This is a genomic window from Cupriavidus sp. a3, assembly GCF_051015765.1.
Taxonomy (GTDB): domain Bacteria; phylum Pseudomonadota; class Gammaproteobacteria; order Burkholderiales; family Burkholderiaceae; genus Cupriavidus; species Cupriavidus oxalaticus_A.
The window spans coordinates 532948-553887 of record NZ_CP170643.1 but is presented as its reverse complement, the minus strand read 5'-3'; the positions used below and the strand labels follow the sequence as shown (position 1 = coordinate 553887).

The following is a 20940-nucleotide window of genomic DNA, read 5'->3' as shown; positions in this document are numbered from 1 at the left end:
TGGATGGGCGGACGCCGTTCATGCGACGGCCGCGTCGGCGGTCTCGATGCGCAGCGTCAGGACAAAGGCTTTGGCCGGCAGTGTATCGCGCGCAGCGGCGGCCAGCACGCCGGTGCGCTCGAGCAGCGCCGGCACCGAGACCGCGCCGTAGCGTACTTGCGCATCGTTGGCGCCGCACAGCTCGCGTGCCATGAACAGGCCCAGGCCGGTGCCCTGGGCGTTGCTGGTAAAGAAGGGTTCGAACAGGCTGCGCTGGTGCTCGCGCGAGACCTCGGCGCCGTCGTTCCAGACGATCAGCTCGGCGTGATGCTGGTCCAGCGCGTGCGCCAGCAGCCGGATCGAGCCGGGCAGCCGGCTGCAGTAGCGCCAGGCGTTGTCGAGCAGGTTGCCCAGCACCTGTTGCAACTGCGCGGCGTCGAACACCACCGGCTGGGCCACGTCGACGGTCAGGCGGATGGCGTTGGCGTTGACGTCGGCGCGGCCGGCCGGGCGGGTCTCGCCGGCGTGCGGGCGGCGCGAGCGCATTTCCAGGCGCCAGCGCTCGACGATCTCGGGCAGCGCCTGCGCCAGGTGCACGGTGCTGCGGCCGGTGCGCGGGCGGCGCGACATCTGCAGCACGTCGGACACCACCTGATCGAGCCGGCGCACGTTGTCGTTGATGATGCGCAGCAGGCGAGCGTCGATGTCGACGTCCGCGCCGCTGTCCGCCGCGCCAGGCTCCTGCCGCGCGGAATCGGCCAGCAGTTCGCTGGCCTGGCTGATCGCCGCCAGCGGGTTGCGGATCTGGTGCGCGATGCTGGCCACCAGCCGGCCCATCGCGGCCAGCTTTTCCTGCTGCACCTGTTCGGCGATGCGCTCCCAGCTTTCGATATGAACCAGCACGGTGTCGCGCATCTCGCTGCGCAGCAGCGCTTCGTCTTCCTGCGACCAGGCCATGGCCTCGTTCTGCGCAATGGCCAGGCGCAGGCGGGCGGCGGCCTCGGGCGAGAGCTCGTTCCACGCGGCGGTGTCGAGTTGCGACGGCACCGTGCGCCCCTGCGCCAGCGTCGAGCGCAACCCCGCCAGCCCCGGCAGCACGAAGCGCAGCCGCAACCGGGTGTGCTGCATGGTACCGTCGGCCAGCGCGGTGCCGGACGCCATCGGCAGCAGCTGCAGGATGCGCGGCACGTCGTCCTTGCTGCGCAGCCAGTCGCGCAGCATTTCCATCAGCGGCTGCAGGCGCGGGATGCGGCGCAGGTCGAACAGCACGGCATCGGTGCCGCCGCCACTGTCCTGCTCCGCCGATGCCCCCAGCCGGCGCGAATAGATGCGCTCATGCGCCTGCACGCCCAGCAGCACCACCGCCGCCGGGTTGGCCGCCACCACGGCGCCGTTGGCGCGCACCAGCATCACGCCGTCCTGCATGTCGTTGACCATCAGCCGGTTGACCAGCTGCTGCATGCGCAATTCCTGCTCGCGCACCAGCGCCAGGCGCTCCTGCGCGATCTGGCGGTTGGCCAGCATATACATCAGCAGCGCCGCGATCATGAACACCAGGCCGAACAGGCCCGAGCCCAGCAGCCCGGCATCGGCCTGGCGCAGCAGGATTGTGTGCATGAACGGTCCGCCCATCACCACCAGCGCGGAGATCGACGCGGCAAAGAGCGCGAACGGCAGGCTGGTGAGCGCACCGGCTTCGAGCGCGGGCAGCAGGAAGATCATGGCGAGGCCGTCGGCCTGGCCCTGGCTGGCCGGGTGGCCGATGGCGTGGAAGACCAGCGCCAGCAGCGCCAGGTCGGCCAGCACCTGCACGCGCACGCGCAGGTGGAAATGGCGGCGCCACAGCGTGCCGGCGAGCATCGCCAGCGCAATGCCAAGGTAAGGCACGGCGACCGTCATGGCCGCCGCATGTTCGACGCCGGCCAGCCCGAAGGACAAATCCGGCAGCAGCGAAGGCGGCAATGACGTTGGGGCAGGCTCGCCGCGCCGCATCAGCGCGTAGCCGAGCAGCAGCAGGCCCACGGCGACGCGGGTCCAGCAGAAATAGCGCAGCAGGCGCCAGTGGAATTCGGGCGGTTCAGGCTGGCGCCACAGCTGCGCCAGGCCGCGCCAGGCATTGAGCCGCTGCCAGCCTGACAGCGCCGGTTCGATCATGGGCGCGCGCCGCCGCCGTCGGTGTGGCTGGCCTCGTCAGGCAAGTGGCTGCGGCGGCAGTAGTGCAGGCCGCGCCAGGCGATGGCCTCGCCTTGCGGCAGGTGCACGCCGCACTGGGCGCACTGGACCATCGGTTCGGCGGATTCGGTTTGCCGGGCGTTGGCGCTGGACCGGGCGGCGCTTTCGCTGGCTTGCTGCCGGGCGCGTTGCTGCGCCAGCCGCGCTTCGGCGCGGGCGCGCAGCCACCAGAAGACGCCCAGCACCACGGCCAGCAGGATCAGGATACGTGCCATGGTGTCTCAGAAACGGTGGAGGACCACTTCAATTACAAAGCGGCTGCCGACATAGGCCAGCAGCAGGATGCCGAACGAGGCGATGACCCAGCGCAGCGCCACCTTGCCGCGCCAGCCGCGGAAGATGCGCCCTGCCAGGATGCCGCCGAACATGGCCCACGAGATCAGCGCGAACACAGTCTTGTGGTCCATCCGGAAAGCGCGGCCGAACAGTTCTTCGGAAAACAGCAGGCCCGAGCCGATCGTCAGTGTCAGCAGAACGAAGCCGGCGCCGATCAGGCGGAACAGCAGCTTCTCCAGCGTCAGCAGCGGCGGCAGCAGGTCCAGCCAGCGGCCCAGCCACTGGCCGGTTTGCGCGGCCTTGCCATCGGCCGGGCGCGCCGGCGCGTGGCGGAAACCGTGCAGCCGGCGCTCGGCCAGCAGCATCAGGAAGGCATGGAACGCCGCCAGCGTGAACAGCCCGTACGCCACGTTGGCGATGATGAAGTGCAGCTTGAACAGCGGCTGCGCGGCATAGCCCAGGATCTGCGAGCCGGGAAAGGCCAGCGGCATCAGGCTGGCGACCAGCGCGACGGGGATCACGATCAGCCCCAGCCCGGCCAGCGAAAAGAAGAAGCTCTCGATCCAGTAGATGCCAACGCCCAGCCACAGCATGGCCGAAAGCGCGAAGGCAAAGCCGAACATCATGCGCTCGGCCGGGAAGATGGTTTCGTGCAGCAGCATGCCGTGGCTGGCCAGTGCCGCCAGCATCAGCACGTGCCACCAGGCGGGCCGGCCCTCGCCGTGCGCGCCGCCCGCAGGTGGCAGGGTGTTGCCGGGCCCGCCGGCGACCAGCACGGCCGAGGCCGCGCCGCCGGCCTGTCCCGCCTTGGCGGCCGTGGAGGCAACGCCGGCATGGCGCGTGGCCCAGCCGTGCCAGGCCAGGCCGCAATAGAGAAGTGCCGTCAAGGCATACAGTACAATGACCATTTGCGCAGTTTACCTTAGTGCCCACGGACGGTGGCGGCCGGTTGAACCGGTGCTCCGGCCCTGCAACCGGCACGGGTCTGCCCCGATTTCAGACCGAGCTCCTGCTCCGATATCTCCCCCCGATTCCTGCCATGCTGGACAATCTCACTCAACGCCTGGCGCGTGTGGTCAAGACCATGCGCGGCGAGGCGCGCCTGACCGAGGCCAACACCGCCGAGATGCTGCGCGAAGTGCGCCTTGCCATGCTCGAAGCCGACGTGGCGCTGCCGGTCGTGCGCGAATTCATCGCCCGCGTCAAGGAAAAGGCGCTGGGCGAGGATGTGATCACCAGCCTCACGCCGGGCCAGGCGCTGGTCGGCGTGGTCCAGCGCGAGCTGACTTCGGTCATCGGCGGCGCCGAGGCCGCCGGCGGCAATAACAAGGAAGCCGAGCTGAACCTGAACGTGCAGCCGCCCGCCATCATCCTGATGGCCGGCCTGCAGGGTGCCGGCAAGACCACAACGGTCGGCAAGCTGGCGAAGTGGCTCAAGGAAAACAAGAAGAAGAAAATCCTGACGGTCTCTTGCGACGTCTACCGCCCCGCCGCTATCGCCCAGCTGAAGACCGTTTCCGAGCAGGTCGGCGCCGACTTCTTCCCGTCGCAGCCGGACCAGAAGCCGGTCGAGATCGCCCGCGCGGCGGTGGACTGGGCGCGCAAGCACTACCACGACGTGCTGATCGTCGATACGGCCGGCCGCCTGGGCATCGACGAATTGATGATGCAGGAAATCGCCGCGCTGCACGCCGAGCTGAAGCCCGCCGAGACCCTGTTCGTGGTCGACGCCATGCTCGGCCAGGACGCGGTCAACACCGCCAAGGCCTTCAACGACACCCTGCCACTGACCGGCGTGGTGCTGACCAAGCTGGACGGCGATGCGCGCGGCGGTGCCGCGCTGTCGGTGCGCCATATCACCGGCCGGCCGATCAAGTTCGTCGGCGTCGGCGAAAAGCTGGACGGGCTGGAGCCGTTCTTCCCGGACCGCATGGCCCAGCGCATCCTGGGCATGGGCGACATCATGGCGCTGGTCGAGGAAGCCCAGCGCGGTGTCGACATGGAAGCGGCCGAGAAGCTGGCCAAGAAGATCAAGAAGACCGGCGATTTCGACCTGGAAGACTTCAAGGCGCAGATCGGCCAGATGAAGAAGATGGGCGGCATGGCCAGCCTGGTCGACAAGCTGCCGGCGCAGTTCGCCCAGCAGGCGCAGGGCGCCAACATGGACCAGGCCGAGAAGCAGGTGGCCCGCATGGAAGGCATCATCAACAGCATGACGCCGGCCGAGCGCGCCAAGCCCGACCTGATCAAGGCCAGCCGCAAGCGCCGCATTGCCGCGGGCGCCGGCGTGCCGGTTCAGGAAGTCAACCGCTTGCTGAACCAGTTCGACCAGATGCAATCCATGATGAAAAAGCTCAAGGGCGGCGGCATGATGAAGATGATGCGCCAAATGGGCGCGATGAAGGGCGGCATGAAGGGCCTCTTCAACCGCTGAGCGCACGCTGCAGCGTTATCCGCCTCCCCCGCAAAAGGACAGGAAAGACATCATGATGAGCGCCGTACAGGCCCGCGAACTGTGGGCCAACTCCGAAGAAATCGTCTCGGCCGAGGAAGTCCAGGCATCGCTGGACCGCATGGCCGCCGAGATCACCGCCAAGATGGGCGATGCCTTCCCGCTGGTGCTGTCCGTGATGGGCGGCGCGGTGGTGTTCACCGGCATGCTGCTGCCCAAGCTGGCGTTCCCGCTGGAGTTCGACTACATCCACCTCTCCCGCTACAACAACAAGACCGTTGGCGGCGAGATGCAATGGCGCGTGGCCCCGCGCGAGTCAGTCAAGGACCGCGTGGTGCTGGTGCTGGACGACATCCTGGATGAAGGCGAGACCATGGCCGCGATCCGCGAGCGCATCATGGAAATGGGCGCCAGGGAATTCCACGCGGCGGTGCTGTGCGAGAAGACGCTGACCAAGCTCAAGCCGATGCACCCGGACTTCTGCGGCTTTGCGGTGCCGGATCGCTATGTGTTCGGGTGCGGGATGGATGCCAAGGGGTATTGGCGGAATCTGGGCGCGATCCGGGCGCTGGTTTGATTTTGACGGGCTGAGGTTTGGCCCCCCTACACTCCCCGCAGGCGGGAGAGGGGAGAAAATACATCACGCCTGGTGCGACCCCAAAATCGGCCACAGCGAAGCCAGCAGCAACACCGCCATCCCGATATTGAACGCGCGCAGCACCTTCGGCCGCGCCAGCCAGCGCCGCAGCGCCGAGCCGCATAACGCCCACATCGCCACGCTGGGCAGGTTCACCACCCCGAAGATCCCGGCCAGCAGCAGCACGTTGAGCCACAGGTTGCCGTGCAGCACATAGGTGCTGCACGCGCCCACGGCCATCACCCACGCCTTGGGATTGACCCACTGGAACGCCGCCGCGGCCCAGAAGCCCATCGGCCGCGCCACCTGCTGGTCCTGCACGCCGCCGGCCGTGGCGAGCTTCCATGCCAGCCAGACCAGGTAGACGGTCGCCACCACGCGCAGCACCTGCCAGGTCCATGGGAAGGCGTGGAACAGCGACCCCAGCCCCAGCCCGACCAGCGCCACCATCAGCGCAAAGCCGATGCTGACGCCGAGCAGGTGCGGCACCGTGCGCAAGAACCCGAAGTTCACGCCGGAAGCCAGCAGCATCGTGTTATTCGGACCGGGGGTGATCGACGACACCAGCGCAAAACCGGCAAAAGCGGCAAAGACACCGGTGCCGGCTGCGAGTTGGGATACTTCCATGACTGACTCCATGCGTTCAGGGAATCAGTCTAGGGTCAGTCAGCGGTACAGTACCGGTACACTTTTTCAGCAAATTGCCGATACAGGATCGATCGGCGCAATCCTGCTCGGCGCGGTCAGGCCTCGCTGCGATACGGCCGCTCGCGCAGCCACTTGGTCGCAATCCACTTCTCGCCCTCGGCGACCGGCAGGCCCGCATGCAGCGTGCGCTCGTCCAGCATGCCGTCGGGCAGCAGGTAGCTGAAGTAGACCGCATTGCCCTTTACCGGCGCCACTTCCAGCCCCAGGCGCGGGAACGCGGTGGCGCCGCCGGCCGCGGGCGTGTTCAGGTAGATCACCAGCGTGGCGATGCGCTGGCCGCCAACGGTCAGCTGGCGGGCCTCGCCCGGCCGTTGCGGATTGAAGAAATCGAAATGCGGCTGGTATTCGCCACCGGGCTTGTAGTTGAGGATCTGCAAGCCTTCGCCGTGCTCGGCCGGCACGCCGGTGACCGCGGCGATACGCGCCTCGATGCGTTCGATCAGCGCATGCTCGCCCACCTGGAACATGGCGCCCATGCTGGTGCGGGCGTCGATCAGGTTCTCGTCGCCGGTGTCGGGGTTGACCACCGGCGAGCGCGCCAGCCGGCCGCGCGACAGCGCCACCAGCGCGTCGCACTCGTCGGCGCTCAGCAGTTGCTGGTACAGCCGGATCTGCGGCGAGGCGAGCCGGAACAGGATCGGCACCTGGCGGTCGCCGCCATCGGCCACAAAGGCTGCCGCGGTGCTCCTGGCCTGAGGAGGCGCCGCCGTGCGCGCCGGCTCCGGCCTGGCCGGGCGGCCCGCGGCGACGTCCGCACCGAACGCTGCCGCCACGGCCCGGCGCGCAAAGCCGTCGTCATAGCCCGAACGCAGCATCGACAGCACCAGCGCATCGGCCGCAAAGCCCTGCGCGATATGCCGGGCCAGCCATTGCTCGAGTTCGGGCGAGGATTCGGTATAGCCGGCCCTGCCGCCGGCATCGGATGCTTCGCGGATCATGACGGGTTGGCGACGCGGCGCGGCGAGAAAGGATTGCGTTCCGGCGGATCCGACGGCAGCGCACGGGGGGCGCGCGCCGGCGCATTGTCCGGTTCGCCGGCAACGGTGACCGAAGCTTCGGAATACTGCCAGCGCTTCCACGCCGCCAGTACGGCATTGGGATACTCGGGGCGGCCGCGGCTGCCGTTGTAGCGGCCCAGCGCCAGGTACAGGTCGCCCTGCTCGCGGTCGAGGTAATAGCGCAGGATGGTGCAGCCGTAGCGCAGGTTGCTCTGCAGGTGGAACAGCTTGCGCGGGTCGCTGTCGCCGATGGCGCGGACCCAGAACGGCATCACCTGCATCAGCCCGCGCGCGCCGGCCGAGCTGATCGCGTACTTGCGGAAATTGCTCTCGACCTGGACCAGGCCCAGCACCAGCGCGGGTTCCAGCCCGGCGCGCTTGGCCTCGTAGTAGGCGACCTCGATCAGTTCCACGCGCACCTGCGGCTCGGGGATGCGCGTGGCCAGGCGCGAAGACATTTCGCCCAGCCACTTCAGGTAAGCCAGGCGCTCGCCGCCGGATGCAAAGACCGGCCGCGTGGGCCGGTCGTCTGCAATCGCCGCGGCCAGCGCGCCGCGCACGGAATCTGCCAGGTCTTCTTCCTTCTGCGCGCCGGCATGCGCGGCCGCCGCGGCCAGCGCCAGCAGCAGCCCGCCGGCAAGGCGGCGGGCGGCGGGCATTGCGCGTGCGGCGCGCATCGGGCTCAGTTCGCCAGCTGGTTGCGCACGTGGCTGACCACGTCGGCCACGCTGACCGGGGTGGCCTGCGCGTCTCGCCGGCCCTGGTACTCGACCTTGCCTTCCTTCAGGCCGCGGTCGCCCACCACCACGCGGTGCGGCACGCCGATCAGTTCCCAGTCGGCGAACATCACGCCCGGACGCTCGCCGCGGTCGTCGATGATGACGTCGACACCGGCAGCCAGCAGCTCGGCATGGATGCGGTCGGCCTCGGCCTTGACGGCCTCGGAGCGGTCATAGCCAACCGGGCAGATCACCACCTCGAACGGCGCGATCGCCGCCGGCCAGATGATGCCGCGTTCGTCGAAATTCTGCTCGATCGCGGCGCCCAGGATACGGGTGACGCCGATGCCGTAGCAGCCCATCTGCATCGGCTGGGTCTTGCCGTTCTCGTCCAGGAAGGTGGCGTTCATCGATTCCGAGTAACGCGTGCCCAGCATAAACACGTGGCCCACCTCGATGCCGCGGCAGATCTCCAGCGTGCCCTGGCCGTCCGGCGAGGCATCGCCCGCCACCACGTTGCGCAGGTCGGCGACGATCGGCTCGGGCAGGTCGCGGCCCCAGTTGACGCCGGTGAAGTGGTAGTCGCGGTAGTTGGCGCCGCAGACAAAGTCGCTCATGTTGGCGACGGTGCGGTCGGCCACCACCTTGACCGGCTTCTTCATGTCGATCGGGCCGAGATAGCCCGGGGGCGAGCCGAAGGCGTCGACGATCTCGTTCTCGGTGGCAAAGCGGAAGTCGGCCAGCCCCGGCACCTTGGAGGCCTTGACCTCGTTCAGCTCGTGGTCGGCGCGGATCAGCAGCAGCCAGATCTGGGCGCCGGCTTCGCTGTCCGTGGCCAGCACGATCGACTTGACGTTGGTCTCCAGCGGGATGCTCAGGAATTCGGCAACCTGCTCGCACTTGACCTTCTCCGGAGTGAAGGTCTTGACCAGGTCTTGCTTCGGCGCGGCGCGCTCCGCCAACAGCGGCAGCGCCTCGGCGGCCTCCATGTTGGCGGCGTAGGCCGAGGTCGGGCAGTAGACGATGGCGTCTTCGCCGGTATCGGCGATCACATGGAATTCATGCGAACCCGAACCGCCAATGGCACCGTTGTCGGCCGCCACCGCGCGGAACTCAAGCCCGAAGCGGCTGAAGATGCGCACGTAAGCGTCGTACATGTTCTCGTACGACTTGCGCAGGCCGTCGGTGTCGCGGTCGAAGGAATAGGCGTCCTTCATGGTGAACTCGCGCCCGCGCATGATGCCGAAGCGCGGCCGGCGCTCGTCGCGGAACTTGGTCTGGATCTGGTAGAAATTGAGCGGCAGCTGCTTGTAGCTGCGGATCTCGCTGCGGGCGATGTCGGTCACCACCTCTTCCGAGGTCGGCTGCACGGCGAAGTCGCGCTCATGGCGGTCCTTCAGGCGCAGCAGTTCGGGGCCCATCTTGTCCCAGCGGCCGGTCTCCTGCCACAGCTCGGCCGGCTGGATCACCGGCATGGACATTTCCACCGCGCCGGCGCGGTTCATTTCCTCGCGCACGATGTTCTCCACCTTGCGGATCACGCGCAGCCCGATCGGCATGTAGGTGTAGATGCCGGCGCCCAGCTTCTTGATCATGCCGGCACGCATCATCAGTTTGTGCGACACGATTTCCGCGTCGGCGGGCGCTTCCTTAAGGGTGGAAATGAAGAATTGCGAGGCTTTCATCCGTAGCTTTCTCTCGAGGCCGCAACGCCTGCCCGGCGAATTCCGGTAGCGGCGGCACTGAATTGTCGCGCACGCGCCTGAAACTGCCCTTCTGCTCGGGAAAACCAGCATCCCCCCGCCAGAGCCCAGCTGCGCGCTTCCTTTATAATCAGCGTAATTCTAAAGGATTCGAGGTGCAGTCATGCTCGATCGTGAAGGCTTTCGCCCGAACGTCGGCATCATCCTCCTCAACGCACGCAACGAGGTTTTCTGGGGCAAGCGCATCGGCGAACACTCCTGGCAGTTTCCGCAAGGCGGCATCAAGTACGGCGAGACGCCGGAACAGGCCATGTACCGCGAACTGCATGAGGAAACCGGCCTGCTTCCGGAGCACGTCAGGATCGTAGGTCGCACACGCGACTGGCTGCGTTACGAGGTGCCGGACAAGTTCATCCGCCGCGAGATCCGCGGCCACTACAGGGGCCAGAAACAAATCTGGTTCCTGCTCCGCATGGCGGGCAGGGACTGCGATATCCACCTGCGCGCCACCGACCATCCGGAGTTCGATGCCTGGCGCTGGAGCCACTACTGGGTGCCGCTGGAGGCGGTGATCGAGTTCAAGCGCGATGTCTACCAGATGGCGCTGACGGAACTGTCGCGCTTCCTGAACCGGCATCCGCGCGTGCCGCTGAGCCCCTATGGCACGCATGCGCACGGCCGCCATGGAGGCGGCCAGCGCGGCATCCCGCCCGCGGTCGCCGGCCAGTCGTCAAGGCCTGCCGCGGCCGACTGCGGCGGCGCGGCAGCACAAGAAACTGTTTCGCCGGCGGCGCCGGTTACCAACTCACGGAGTACTGATGACTAGTTGCACCGGCCCGGGCCGCCGCGGCGGCCTGACCGCTGCCGGCCTGCTGCTTGCCGCCGCCACGCTGGCGCTGGCGGGCTGCAAGACCACCGGCAAGGAGATGGCGGAAGAAGAAAGCACCTGGCTCAGCCCCTTCGCGCCCAAGACCTTCGAGGAAGCCAAGGCGATGCTGCCGGCGCCGCCGCAGGATGCCAACCTGGTGCCGTTCTCGGTGTCCGGCACCGGCACGCTGTCGTTTGCGGTGGACAGCAAGTCGGTTTCGGTGGGCAAGGACAACGTGGTGCGCTACACCGTGGTCACCACCAGCCAGAGCGGCGCCCGCAACGTGACCTTCGAAGGCATGCGCTGCGACGCCTTCGAGCGCAAGCTCTACGCCACGCTGCCCAAGGGCGCCACCGAATGGGTGCCCAACACCAGCGGCTACGGCGAGACCTGGCATCGCATGGAAACCGGCGTGCGCAACGCCTATGCTGCCACGCTGGCCATCGAGTTCTTCTGCCAGGGCCGCACGGTGGCCGGCAAGCCGGAGGACATGGTGCGCGAGCTGCAATCGCGCGCGCCCAGCCGCCGCTGAGGCGGGCGGCATCGGCATAAAAAAACGGCGGGACTGCCTGGCAGTTCCGCCGTTTTTCTTTGGCTGTTTTCGGTCGCCGCTCAGACCAGCACGAGGTTGTCGCGGTGGATCAGCTCGGGCTCGTTCAGGTGGCCCAGCACCGACTCGATCTCCGACGAAGGCTTGCGCGCGATCAGGCGCGCCTCGGCGCTCGAATAGTTGGTGATGCCGCGCGCCACTTCCTTGCCCTGCGGATCGACACAGGCGATCACCTCGCCGCGGGCAAATTCGCCCTGCACCTCGACCACGCCGATCGGCAGCAGCGACTTGCCGCCGCCGGTCAGCTTCTCGACCGCGCCGTTATCGATCACCACGCGCCCGCGCAGCTGCAGGTGGTCGGCCATCCACTGCTTGCGCGCGGTGAGCCGGCCGGTCGGCGCCAGCAGCTGGGTGCCGATGGCCTCGCCCGCGGCCAGCCGCTCGAGCACGCTGGCCTCGCGCCCGGAGGCGATGGTGGTGTGCGCGCCGGACTTGGCGGCGCGCTTGGCCGCCAGGATCTTGGTCAGCATGCCGCCGCGCCCGATCGAGGTACCGGCGCCACCGGCCATCGCTTCCAGTTCGGGCGTACCGGCCATGGCCTCGTCGACGAACTGCGCCGCCGGGTCCTTGCGCGGATCGGCGGTGTACAGGCCGCGCTGGTCGGTCAGGATTACCAGCGCGTCGCCTTCGATCAGGTTGGTGACCAGGGCGCCGAGCGTGTCGTTGTCGCCGAACTTGATTTCGTCGGTAACCACGGTGTCGTTCTCGTTGATGATGGGCACCACGCCCAGCGACAGCAGCGTGAGCAGCGTGGAACGCGCGTTCAGGTAGCGCTCGCGGTCGGCCAGGTCGGCGTGGGTCAGCAGCACCTGCGCGGTGCGGATGCCGTAGCGCGTGAACTGGCTTTCATAGACCTGCGCCAGGCCCATCTGGCCGACGGCGGCGGCGGCCTGCAGCTCGTGGATTTCCTTCGGCCGGCGCACCCAGCCCAGGCGCTGCATGCCTTCGGCGATGGCGCCGGAGCTGACCAGCACCACTTCCTTGCCCGCCACGCGCAGCCTGGCGATCTGCGATGCCCAGCGGGCGATGGCGTCGTGGTCCAGTCCCTTGCCATCGTTGGTGACCAGGCTGGAGCCGACTTTGACGACGATGCGCTTTGCCTGCGCGATGACCGATTGCATGGCGGGAATCCTGTCTCCGGAATTCGTTTCAGACCGTTGGGTTTTGATTATGCCTCGCGCTCGTCCTGGTCGACGTTGTGCAGCCGATCGTCCAGACGGATGTCCGGTTCGGCCAGCGCCGCGGCCTCTTCGGCCTTGATCGCCGCCAGATGGTCCTTGATCGCGTAGATCAGCTCGCGGCAGCCTTCGCCGGTCAGCGCCGAGATCTGGAACACCGGGCCCTTCCACTTGTAGCGCTTGAGGAAGTCCTTGACCCGTGCGGCACGCTCGTCCTCGGGCACCATGTCGAGCTTGTTCAGCACCAGCCAGCGCGGCTTGTCGTGCAAGTCCTCGTCGTACTTCTTCAGCTCGTTGACGATGGCCTTGGCCTCGGCGACCGGGTCGACCGCCTCGTCGAACGGCGCCAGGTCGACGATATGCAGCAGCAGGCCGGTGCGCTGCAGGTGGCGCAGGAACTGGTGGCCCAGGCCCGCGCCCTCGGCCGCGCCTTCGATCAGGCCCGGAATGTCGGCGACCACGAACGACTGCTCATGGTCAACGCGCACCACGCCCAGGTTGGGATGCAGCGTGGTGAACGGATAGTCCGCCACCTTGGGGCGCGCGTTGGAAATATGCGAAATGAAAGTCGACTTGCCGGCATTGGGCATGCCCAGCAGGCCGACGTCGGCCAGCACCTTCAACTCGAGCTTGAGCATGCGGCGCTCGCCCGGCTTGCCGTCCACCTGCTGGCGCGGCGCGCGGTTGGTACTGGACTTGAAATGCAGGTTGCCCCAGCCGCCCATGCCGCCTTCGGCCAGGCACACGCGCTGGCCATGCTCGGTCAGGTCGGCGATGACCTCGCCGCTATCCATATCCGTGATCAGCGTGCCGACCGGCATGCGCAGCGTGATGTCGTCGCCAGCGGCGCCATAGCAGTCGGAGCCACGGCCGTTTTCGCCGTTCCTGGCCACGTGCTTCTTGGCGTAGCGGAAGTCGATCAGGGTATTGATATTGCGGTCCGCCTGCGCGAACACGCTGCCGCCGCGGCCGCCGTCGCCACCATCCGGGCCGCCGAAGGGCACAAACTTCTCGCGCCGGAACGAGGCGCTGCCATTGCCGCCGTTGCCGGCGATGGCTTCGATTCGGGCTTCGTCGATGAACTTCATGATGGGTTTTCCGTGATGGGATCGGCAGATCGGGGGCCGGCGTAGTTTACTTCGCCAGAAAAGAAAAAGCCCCGCAAGCGTTGCGGGGCCTTTCATCCTGCAAAGGCTGTTATCAGGCCGCCGGGACGACGCTGACTTGCTGCTTCTTGGCAGGGCCCTTGACGGCGAACTGCACGTGGCCGTCAACCAGGGCGAACAGCGTGTGGTCCTTGCCCACGCCGACGTTGTCGCCGGCATGCACGCGGGTACCGCGCTGGCGGATGATGATGCCGCCGGCGTTGATGGCCTGGCCACCAAACACCTTCACGCCCAGACGCTTCGATTCGGAATCACGGCCGTTCCGCGTGGAACCGCCGCCTTTTTTCTGTGCCATGTCTTACTCCTGTCGCTTTACCGGATTACGCTCGATCGATCAGGCAACGATCGCTTCGATGCGCAGTTCGGTGTAATTCTGACGATGGCCCTGACGCTTCTGGTAGTGCTTGCGACGGCGCATCTTGAAGATCTTCACCTTGTCGTGACGACCCTGGGAGATAACGGTAGCCTTGACGGAAGCCCCGCTAACCAGCGGCGTACCAAACTTGATTTGGTCGCCGGCGCCCACTGCGAGCACCTGGTCGAGCGTGATTTCTGCGCCAATGTCTGCCGGTATCTGTTCTACTTTCAGTTTTTCGCCAGCAGCAACCTTGTATTGCTTGCCGCCGGTTTTTACGACCGCGTACATTGTCGAACCTCTCGGATGTGAATAAAACGCCGAAACCGCGCGATGCGGCCCGGTTATCTCCCACCGGCAAGGACCCGCAAGGCGAGCGACTACCGGAGGAAACCGGGAATTGTAAACGAGATCGGGGAAAACTGCAAAGAAAACAGGCACATAGCCTGTGAGCGGCGCGGCCGGCACAATCGGCGGCCGCCCAGCTCAGGTCAGATCGGCGAGAAGGAACCCCGCCAGTGCGGCAAACGCCACCCACCACGCGGTGCGGCGCAGCTGGCGACGGGATACGGGCTTGTCCATGTCCGCATTATAGTTGCGCCGGTCACCGACGCCGCTGCGCGCATACCCTGAGCCGCCTACCTGCCCACCCGCGGCAAGAATGCGGGGCATGCGTAGAACGCCGCGTGCTTCGCATATAATCGTCCGGTTTTGCGTAACGGTGATCATCTTGTCCCAGCCTTCCGCCACTGCCTTGCTTGCCCCGGTCGCTGCAGACATGCGCGCGGTTGATGCTGTCATCCGCCAGCGGCTGTCTTCCGAAGTCCCCCTGATCGAACAGATCGGTGAATACATCATCGGTGCCGGCGGCAAGCGCCTGCGCCCGGTGATCCTGCTGCTGACGGCGCGCGCGCTGGGTTATGACGGCAACCGGCACCACGAGCTGGCCGCCGTCGTCGAGTTCATCCACACCGCCACGCTGCTGCACGACGACGTCGTCGACGAATCCGAGCTGCGCCGCGGCCGCGACACCGCCAACGCGGTGTTCGGCAATGCCGCCAGCGTGCTGGTTGGCGACTTCCTCTACTCGCGCGCGTTCCAGATGATGGTCGATGCCGGCAGCATGCGCATCATGGAGATCCTGTCCAACGCGACCAACGTGATCGCCGAGGGCGAAGTGCTGCAGCTGCTGAACATGCACGATCCGGATGTCACCATCGAGCGCTACCTGCAGGTGATCCGCTACAAGACCGCCAAGCTGTTCGAGGCCGCCGCCCAGCTGGGCGCGGTGCTGGCCGGCGCCGACGCGCAGATGGAAGAAGCCGCCGCCGAATACGGCCGCCGCATCGGCACCGCCTTCCAGCTGATCGACGACATGCTGGACTACACCGCCAGCGCCGAGCAGATGGGCAAGAACGCCGGCGACGACCTGCGCGAAGGCAAGCCCACGCTGCCGCTGCTGCATCTGCTGGAGCACGGTACCGCGGAGCAGCGCCAGCTGGCGCGCGACGCCATCGTGCAGGGCGGCACCGAGCACTTCGACGCGGTCTTCGCGGCCATCCACGCCAGCGGCGCGCTCGAGGTCACCTTCGAGGCCGCGCGCCAGGAAGCGGAAGCCGCCGAGCGGGCCGCGCAGCAATTCCCGGATTCCGCGCTGAAGGAAACGCTGATCCAGCTCTGCGCGTTCTCGCTGCAGCGGCAGTCGTAAGGGATGCTTCACCCCTCTTCCATTTCAGGAAAAACGCTGTTATAGTTACGTTCTTTGCTGCTGACGCCCAGCGACGGCAAGCAAAAACAAATCGGGGTGTAGCTTAGCCTGGTAGAGCGCTACGTTCGGGACGTAGAGGCCGGAGGTTCGAATCCTCTCACCCCGACCAGATTTAAGAAAGCCGAATCAACGAAAGTTGATTCGGCTTTTTGTCTTTCTGCCCTCCCGATCCTCATGGCCACCCCTGCCCCCGCGCAAGTAGGGTTGCGCCCGTGTCGCGCAAACGCAAACACGTCCCGCCATCGCCTTTACAAAAAGTGACCCCAGCGGCAAACTGCCCCGATCCCAGGACGTGAACCGTATCGTCCGTCCGTGGCCGGCGGCCACTGTCCAACCACTGCGCACCTGTCATGACACTCGGACTTGCCCTGGCCCAGAGCCGGCGTATCGCGCCCGCCCTGCTTGCTCAGCTGGAGCAGGCCGCCCGTGAAAAGCAGTCGCAGCTGATCGACGAGATCGTCGGCAGCGGCACCATGAGCGCGCACGACCTGGCGGTGTTTGCCGCGGACAAGTACCAGCTGCCGCTGCTCGACCTGAACCAGTACAACCTGACCAAGGTGCCGCCGGGGCTGGCGGGCAACCGCGAATTCCATGCGCACCGCCTGCTGCCGCTGGGCCGCCGCGAAAACCGGCTGGTGCTCGGGCTGTCCGATCCGTCCAACCAGGCCGGCCTGGACGCGATCAAGGAAAAGTACAAGGTGCCGGTCGAAGCGGTGGTGGTCGAGCACGACAAGCTGATGAAGCACGTGCGCTCCGCCGGCGAGGCGCTGGGCACGCTGAAGAACATCTCGCCGGTGCAGGCCGAGCGCAAGATGATCGAGTACGACCCGGTGGCGGCCGCCGGCGCGCAGCGCAACCGCACTGCCGCCGATGCCATCGACGACGCGCCCGTGGTGCGCTTCCTGCAGAAGCTGCTGACCGAAGCCTTCCACCGCGGCGCGTCCGACCTGCATTTCGAGCCGTTCGAGACCTTCTACCGGATCCGCTTCCGCGTGGACGGCGTGCTGCAGGAGGTGGCAAGGCCACCGCTGGATATCCGCGACAAGATTGCCACCCGCATCAAGGTGCTGTCCCGGCTGGATATTTCTGAAAAGCGCGTGCCGCAGGACGGCCGCATGAAGCTGCTGATCGCGCTGCCCAAGGATCCGAAGGACAACAAGGACAGCAAGGACGCGAAGGATCCCAAGGACAAGGACGCCAGGGAAACGGTCGAGAAAGCCGTCGATTTCCGCGTCTCGACGCTGCCGACGCTGTTCGGCGAGAAGATCGTGATGCGGATCCTGGAATCGTCGACCGACAAGCTCGACATCGACCAGCTCGGCTACGAGGCGCAACAGAAGGCGCTGCTGCTGGACGTGATCAAGCGTCCGTACGGCATGGTGCTGGTGACCGGCCCCACCGGCAGCGGCAAGACGGTGTCGCTGTACACCTTCCTGAACCTGCTGAACCAGGGCGACATCAATATCTCGACCGCCGAGGACCCGGCCGAAATCCAGCTGCCCGGCATCAACCAGGTCAACGTCAACGACAAGGCCGGCCTGACCTTCGCCGCGGCGCTGCGTTCGTTCCTGCGGCAGGATCCGGACGTCATCATGGTCGGCGAAATCCGCGACCTGGAAACCGCCGATATCTCGATCAAGGCCGCGCAGACCGGCCACCTGGTGCTGTCGACGCTGCACACCAATGACGCCCCCACCACGCTGACGCGGCTGATGAACATGGGCGTGGCGCCGTTCAACATCGCTTCCAGCGTGCTGATGATCACGGCGCAGCGGCTGGCGCGCCGGCTGTGCACCTGCAAGCGCGCCGGCGAGCTGCCGCGCGAGACGCTGCTGGACGCCGGCTTCCGCGAACACGACCTGGACGGCAGCTGGCAGCCCTACCATCCGGTCGGGTGCGAGCGCTGCAACGGCAGCGGCTACAAGGGCCGCTGCGGTATCTACCAGGTCATGCCGATCACCGAGGCCATGCAGCAGATCATCCTGTCGCACGGCACCGCCCTGCAGATCGCCGAGCAGGCGCGCAAGGATGGCGTGCTATCGTTGCGCGAAGCCGGGCTGCTGAAGGTCAGGGCGGGCGTCACGTCACTCGAAGAGGTGCTGGCGACCACGAATACGTAGTAGCAACGCAGTCAAGTCACAACGTAAATACAAGACGTACCAGAAGCGTCATTTACACCGGGGGTCAACAACATGGCGACGCGCGCACCAGCGGCGGGCGCCCGGACGGCAGCACCGTCGCGGGCAAAATCAGGCAAGGGGCGCAAGGCCCCCACCCAGTACATCTTCGAATGGGAAGGCAAGGACCGCAAGGGCAAGACCTTCACCGGCGAGCTGCGCGCGGAGAGCCAGGCCGAGGTCACCGCCACGCTGCGCAAGCAGGGCCTGACCATCGTCAAGCTCAAGAAGCGCAAGGCCGCGCGCGGGCGCAAGATCACCGAGAAGGACATCGCCTACTTCACCCGGCAGCTGTCGACCATGCTCAAGGCGGGGATTCCGCTGCTGCAGTCGATCGACATCATCGCGCGCGGGCACGCCAATCCCAACTTTACCCAGCTGCTGTCCGAGATCCGCTTCGATATCGAATCGGGCAGCAGCATGGCGGCGGCATTCCGGCGACAGCCGAAGTACTTCGACACGCTCTACTGCAACCTGATCGATGCGGGCGAACAGGGCGGTATCCTCGACGCATTGCTGGAGCGCCTGTCGCTCTACATGGAAAAGACCATCGCGCTGAAGGGCCAGATCAAGTCCGCGATGATCTATCCGATCGCGGTGCTGACCGTGGCCTTTGCCGTCACCGTGATCCTGATGCTGTTCGTGATCCCGGCGTTCAAGGGCGTGTTCTCCAGCTTCGGCGCCAACCTGCCCGCGCCGACGCTGCTGGTGATCGCGATCTCGGACTTTTTCGTGCAGTACTGGTACCTGGTCATCGGCGCACCGGTGGCCGGCATCACGTTCTACCTGCGGGCGCGCAAGAAGTCGGAGAAGGTGCAGCGCTGGTCCGACCGCGCGCTGCTGAAGCTGCCGATCTTCGGCAGCCTGTTCCGCAAGGCGGTGATTGCCCGCTGGACGCGTACGCTGGCGACCATGTTCGCCGCCGGCACGCCGCTGGTGGAGTCGATGGAGTCGGTGGCGGGCGCCGCCGGCAACTGGGTCTACTACGACGCCACGCGCGAGATCGAACAGTCGGTGCGCATCGGTACCAGCCTGACCAACGCCATGCAGGCCACGCACGTGTTCGACAACATGGTGCTGCAGATGACGCAGATCGGTGAAGAATCCGGCGCGCTCGACAACATGCTGCTGAAGGTGGCCGAGTTCTACGAGCGCGAGGTCGACGACGCGGTGGCCGCCATCTCCAGCCTGATCGAACCGATCATCATCGTGGTGCTGGGCGTGCTGATCGGCGGCATGGTGGTGGCGATGTACCTGCCGATCTTCAAGCTGGGACAGGTGGTGTAAGCGATGGCGCTGGCGTATTCCGTTTCGCCGTTTCCCGCCGGCAGCGGGCAATTGCTGCAGGCACTGGCGGCGCTGCCGCCTGCCTTCATGGTGGCGGTGACGGCCGTGCTGGGCCTGGTGGTGGGCAGTTTCCTCAACGTGGTGATCCACCGGCTGCCGCGCATGATGGAGCGCGAGGAAGCCAACTATATCGCCGAGCTGCGCGGCGATCCGCTGCCCTACCCCGCCCGCTACAACCTGATGGTGCCGCGCTCGGCCTGTCCGCACTGCGGCCACGCGATCGCGCCCTGGGAAAACGTGCCGGTGCTGAGTTGGCTGGCGCTGCGCGGGCGCTGCTCGGCCTGCAAGACCCGGATCAGCGCGCGCTATCCGCTGGTGGAGCTGGCCTGCGGCGTGCTGAGCGGGCTGGTGGCGTGGCGCTTCGGCCCTGGCGTGCAGGCATTGGCGGCGCTGGTGCTGGTCTGGGCGCTGCTGGCGCTGACCCTGATCGATGCCGACACCCAGCTGCTGCCGGACCAGATCACGCTGCCGCTGCTGTGGCTGGGACTGGTGCTGAACCTGGGCGGGTTGTTCGTGCCGCTGGCCGATGCCGTGGTCGGTGCCGCCGCCGGCTACGTGGTGCTGTGGGCGGCGTACTGGCTGTTCCGGCTGGTACGTGGCAAGGAAGGCATGGGTTTCGGCGACTTCAAGCTGATGGCGGCACTCGGCGCGTGGTTTGGCTGGCAGGCGCTGCCGGCGCTGGTGCTGCTGTCATCGGTGGCCGGCGTGGTGTTCGGGCTGGCCAGCATCGCGCTGCGCCGGCAGGATCGCGACACGCCCTTCCCCTTCGGCCCCTTTATCGCGCTGGCGGGCCTGGTGGTGCTGGTGTTCGGCTCCGGTGTGCTGCCGCTGACCGTACTGCCGTGAAGCTGGTATTGTGACGGCAACATCGTCAACTGGCCTTCACGGCATCCCCACATGCTGGAAATCGGACTGACCGGCGGCATCGGCAGCGGCAAGACCCGCGTGGCCGACATGTTCGCCGCGCGCGGCGCCGCGATCATCGATACCGACCTGCTCGCCCATCAGATCACCGCCCCGGGCGGGCGTGCCATCCCGGCGCTGGTCGAGGCCTTCGGGACCGAATGCCTGCGCCCTGACGGCGCCATGGATCGCGACGCGATGCGCGCGCTGGTGTTCGCCGACCCGGCCGCCAAGGCGCGCCTCGAAGGCATCACCCATCCGCTGATCCGCGCGCTGACCAACGAGCATGCGCAAGCGGTCCGCGACGCCGGCGAGCATCCTTACCTGATCTACGTGGTGCCGCTGCTGGTCGAGTCCGGCTCATGGCGCGAGCGCGTGGGCCGGGTGCTGGTGGTCGACTGCACGGAAGACACCCAGGTGGCGCGCGTGATGGCGCGCAACGGCTTCAGCCGCGAACAGGTGCAGGCGATCATGGCCAGGCAGGCAACGCGGCGCGCGCGGCTGGCATGTGCCGACGACGTCATCGACAACGACGGGCCGGTCGATGCGCTGGTGGCACAGGTGGACCGCCTCGACCGCTATTACCGCGAACTGTCGGCGTCCGGAAAGGTCCATCCCGAAGCTGGCGCATGATGCGCGGGCACGGCCCGGCGGCACGCGGCGAACGCGCGTCCGACGTTGTCCTCGGCCCGGGTCTCGCATAGAATGCGCTGGAACATGCCGGGAAATCGCCGCATACTGCGGGCATTGGACACCGCGGATCACTCCGACACAGTCCACCCAGCCCCTTCCGGCGTTCCCCGGGCCACATTCCGCACCGGGCCTGCTCCTCACACGGGGCCCGCCCGGCGCCCTGCACGGACA

The 20940-nt window shown here is 66.9% G+C and carries 21 protein-coding genes and 1 tRNA gene; 10 read left to right on the top strand and 12 right to left on the bottom strand.

Annotation, left to right across the window (positions count from 1 at the left end; all coding sequences use genetic code 11):
* Nucleotides 1-18: 18 nt before the first annotated feature.
* The 3 genes from ACAD63_RS02635 to ACAD63_RS02625 are packed head-to-tail and all read right to left on the bottom strand — an operon-like array spanning nucleotide 19 to nucleotide 3395.
* Complete coding sequence (locus ACAD63_RS02635; RefSeq protein ID WP_434033380.1) at nucleotides 19-2133, bottom strand: sensor histidine kinase; 2115 nt, start codon at nucleotides 2131-2133, stop codon at nucleotides 19-21.
* The gene (locus ACAD63_RS02630; protein ID WP_133098435.1) at nucleotides 2130-2426 is read right to left on the bottom strand and encodes a PP0621 family protein; all 297 of its coding nucleotides are present in this window, start codon (nucleotides 2424-2426) and stop codon (nucleotides 2130-2132) included. Before ACAD63_RS02630 ends, ACAD63_RS02635 begins: the two co-directional genes overlap by 4 nt.
* A gap of 6 nt (nucleotides 2427-2432) precedes the next feature.
* On the bottom strand, nucleotides 2433-3395 hold the full coding sequence (locus ACAD63_RS02625; protein WP_133098436.1) for a cytochrome C assembly family protein: 963 nt from the start codon (nucleotides 3393-3395) through the stop codon (nucleotides 2433-2435).
* Between the two features lie 131 nt (nucleotides 3396-3526).
* Between ACAD63_RS02625 and ffh the strand changes: the two genes are divergently transcribed.
* Entirely contained in the window at nucleotides 3527-4921 is a 1395-nt protein-coding gene (gene ffh, locus ACAD63_RS02620; protein WP_135705965.1) for a signal recognition particle protein, read from the top strand.
* A gap of 52 nt (nucleotides 4922-4973) precedes the next feature.
* The gene (locus ACAD63_RS02615; RefSeq protein ID WP_133098438.1) at nucleotides 4974-5516 is read left to right on the top strand and encodes a hypoxanthine-guanine phosphoribosyltransferase; all 543 of its coding nucleotides are present in this window, start codon (nucleotides 4974-4976) and stop codon (nucleotides 5514-5516) included.
* A 63-nt stretch (nucleotides 5517-5579) separates the two neighbouring features.
* Here ACAD63_RS02615 and ACAD63_RS02610 read toward each other — a convergent pair whose 3' ends face one another.
* The 4 genes from ACAD63_RS02610 to ACAD63_RS02595 form a co-directional block, all read right to left on the bottom strand.
* Entirely contained in the window at nucleotides 5580-6203 is a 624-nt protein-coding gene (locus ACAD63_RS02610) for a LysE family translocator (protein WP_133098439.1), read from the bottom strand.
* Between the two features lie 116 nt (nucleotides 6204-6319).
* A complete protein-coding gene (locus tag ACAD63_RS02605; protein WP_133098440.1) occupies nucleotides 6320-7222 on the bottom strand; it encodes a 2OG-Fe(II) oxygenase in 903 nt (300 codons plus the stop codon).
* Nucleotides 7219-7959, bottom strand: a complete 741-nt coding sequence (locus ACAD63_RS02600) for a lytic transglycosylase domain-containing protein (RefSeq protein WP_133098441.1) — start codon at nucleotides 7957-7959, stop codon at nucleotides 7219-7221. Before ACAD63_RS02600 ends, ACAD63_RS02605 begins: the two co-directional genes overlap by 4 nt.
* Nucleotides 7960-7964: 5 nt before the next feature.
* Complete coding sequence (locus tag ACAD63_RS02595) at nucleotides 7965-9686, bottom strand: proline--tRNA ligase (RefSeq protein WP_133098442.1); 1722 nt, start codon at nucleotides 9684-9686, stop codon at nucleotides 7965-7967.
* A gap of 181 nt (nucleotides 9687-9867) precedes the next feature.
* On the opposite strand from ACAD63_RS02595, the gene ACAD63_RS02590 reads away from it, so the two are divergent.
* Both ACAD63_RS02590 and ACAD63_RS02585 read left to right on the top strand, forming a co-directional pair.
* On the top strand, nucleotides 9868-10530 hold the full coding sequence (locus ACAD63_RS02590) for an RNA pyrophosphohydrolase (RefSeq protein WP_133098443.1): 663 nt from the start codon (nucleotides 9868-9870) through the stop codon (nucleotides 10528-10530).
* Entirely contained in the window at nucleotides 10523-11104 is a 582-nt protein-coding gene (locus ACAD63_RS02585) for a CNP1-like family protein (protein ID WP_434033379.1), read from the top strand. Before ACAD63_RS02590 ends, ACAD63_RS02585 begins: the two co-directional genes overlap by 8 nt.
* A gap of 80 nt (nucleotides 11105-11184) precedes the next feature.
* Here the strand turns inward: ACAD63_RS02585 and proB are convergent, their stop codons facing one another.
* The 5 genes from proB to ACAD63_RS02560 all read right to left on the bottom strand — a co-directional run bounded on the left by proB (nucleotide 11185) and on the right by ACAD63_RS02560 (nucleotide 14661).
* Nucleotides 11185-12303 (bottom strand): glutamate 5-kinase, encoded by a 1119-nt coding sequence (proB, locus tag ACAD63_RS02580; protein WP_133098445.1) that lies wholly within the window; start codon nucleotides 12301-12303, stop codon nucleotides 11185-11187.
* A 47-nt stretch (nucleotides 12304-12350) separates the two neighbouring features.
* Nucleotides 12351-13448 (bottom strand): GTPase ObgE, encoded by a 1098-nt coding sequence (gene obgE, locus ACAD63_RS02575; RefSeq protein WP_133098446.1) that lies wholly within the window; start codon nucleotides 13446-13448, stop codon nucleotides 12351-12353.
* A gap of 112 nt (nucleotides 13449-13560) precedes the next feature.
* On the bottom strand, nucleotides 13561-13821 hold the full coding sequence (gene rpmA / locus ACAD63_RS02570; RefSeq protein WP_010814747.1) for a 50S ribosomal protein L27: 261 nt from the start codon (nucleotides 13819-13821) through the stop codon (nucleotides 13561-13563).
* A 39-nt stretch (nucleotides 13822-13860) separates the two neighbouring features.
* Entirely contained in the window at nucleotides 13861-14172 is a 312-nt protein-coding gene (gene rplU / locus ACAD63_RS02565; protein WP_006576525.1) for a 50S ribosomal protein L21, read from the bottom strand.
* A gap of 195 nt (nucleotides 14173-14367) precedes the next feature.
* Entirely contained in the window at nucleotides 14368-14661 is a 294-nt protein-coding gene (locus ACAD63_RS02560; protein ID WP_135705969.1) for a hypothetical protein, read from the bottom strand.
* Between ACAD63_RS02560 and ispB the strand changes: the two genes are divergently transcribed.
* The 6 genes from ispB to coaE all read left to right on the top strand — a co-directional run bounded on the left by ispB (nucleotide 14660) and on the right by coaE (nucleotide 20709).
* Complete coding sequence (ispB, locus tag ACAD63_RS02555; RefSeq protein WP_133098448.1) at nucleotides 14660-15589, top strand: octaprenyl diphosphate synthase; 930 nt, start codon at nucleotides 14660-14662, stop codon at nucleotides 15587-15589. The genes ACAD63_RS02560 and ispB overlap by 2 nt on opposite strands.
* Nucleotides 15590-15681: 92 nt before the next feature.
* Nucleotides 15682-15758 (top strand) — tRNA-Pro (locus ACAD63_RS02550).
* Nucleotides 15759-15999: 241 nt separating this feature from the next.
* Complete coding sequence (locus ACAD63_RS02545; protein WP_133098009.1) at nucleotides 16000-17769, top strand: ATPase, T2SS/T4P/T4SS family; 1770 nt, start codon at nucleotides 16000-16002, stop codon at nucleotides 17767-17769.
* 72 nt (nucleotides 17770-17841) lie between these two features.
* The gene (locus tag ACAD63_RS02540; RefSeq protein ID WP_133098008.1) at nucleotides 17842-19113 is read left to right on the top strand and encodes a type II secretion system F family protein; all 1272 of its coding nucleotides are present in this window, start codon (nucleotides 17842-17844) and stop codon (nucleotides 19111-19113) included.
* Nucleotides 19114-19116: 3 nt separating this feature from the next.
* Nucleotides 19117-20019, top strand: a complete 903-nt coding sequence (locus ACAD63_RS02535) for a prepilin peptidase (protein WP_434033378.1) — start codon at nucleotides 19117-19119, stop codon at nucleotides 20017-20019.
* Nucleotides 20020-20070: 51 nt separating this feature from the next.
* On the top strand, nucleotides 20071-20709 hold the full coding sequence (gene coaE, locus ACAD63_RS02530) for a dephospho-CoA kinase (protein WP_133098006.1): 639 nt from the start codon (nucleotides 20071-20073) through the stop codon (nucleotides 20707-20709).
* Nucleotides 20710-20940 lie beyond the last annotated feature (231 nt).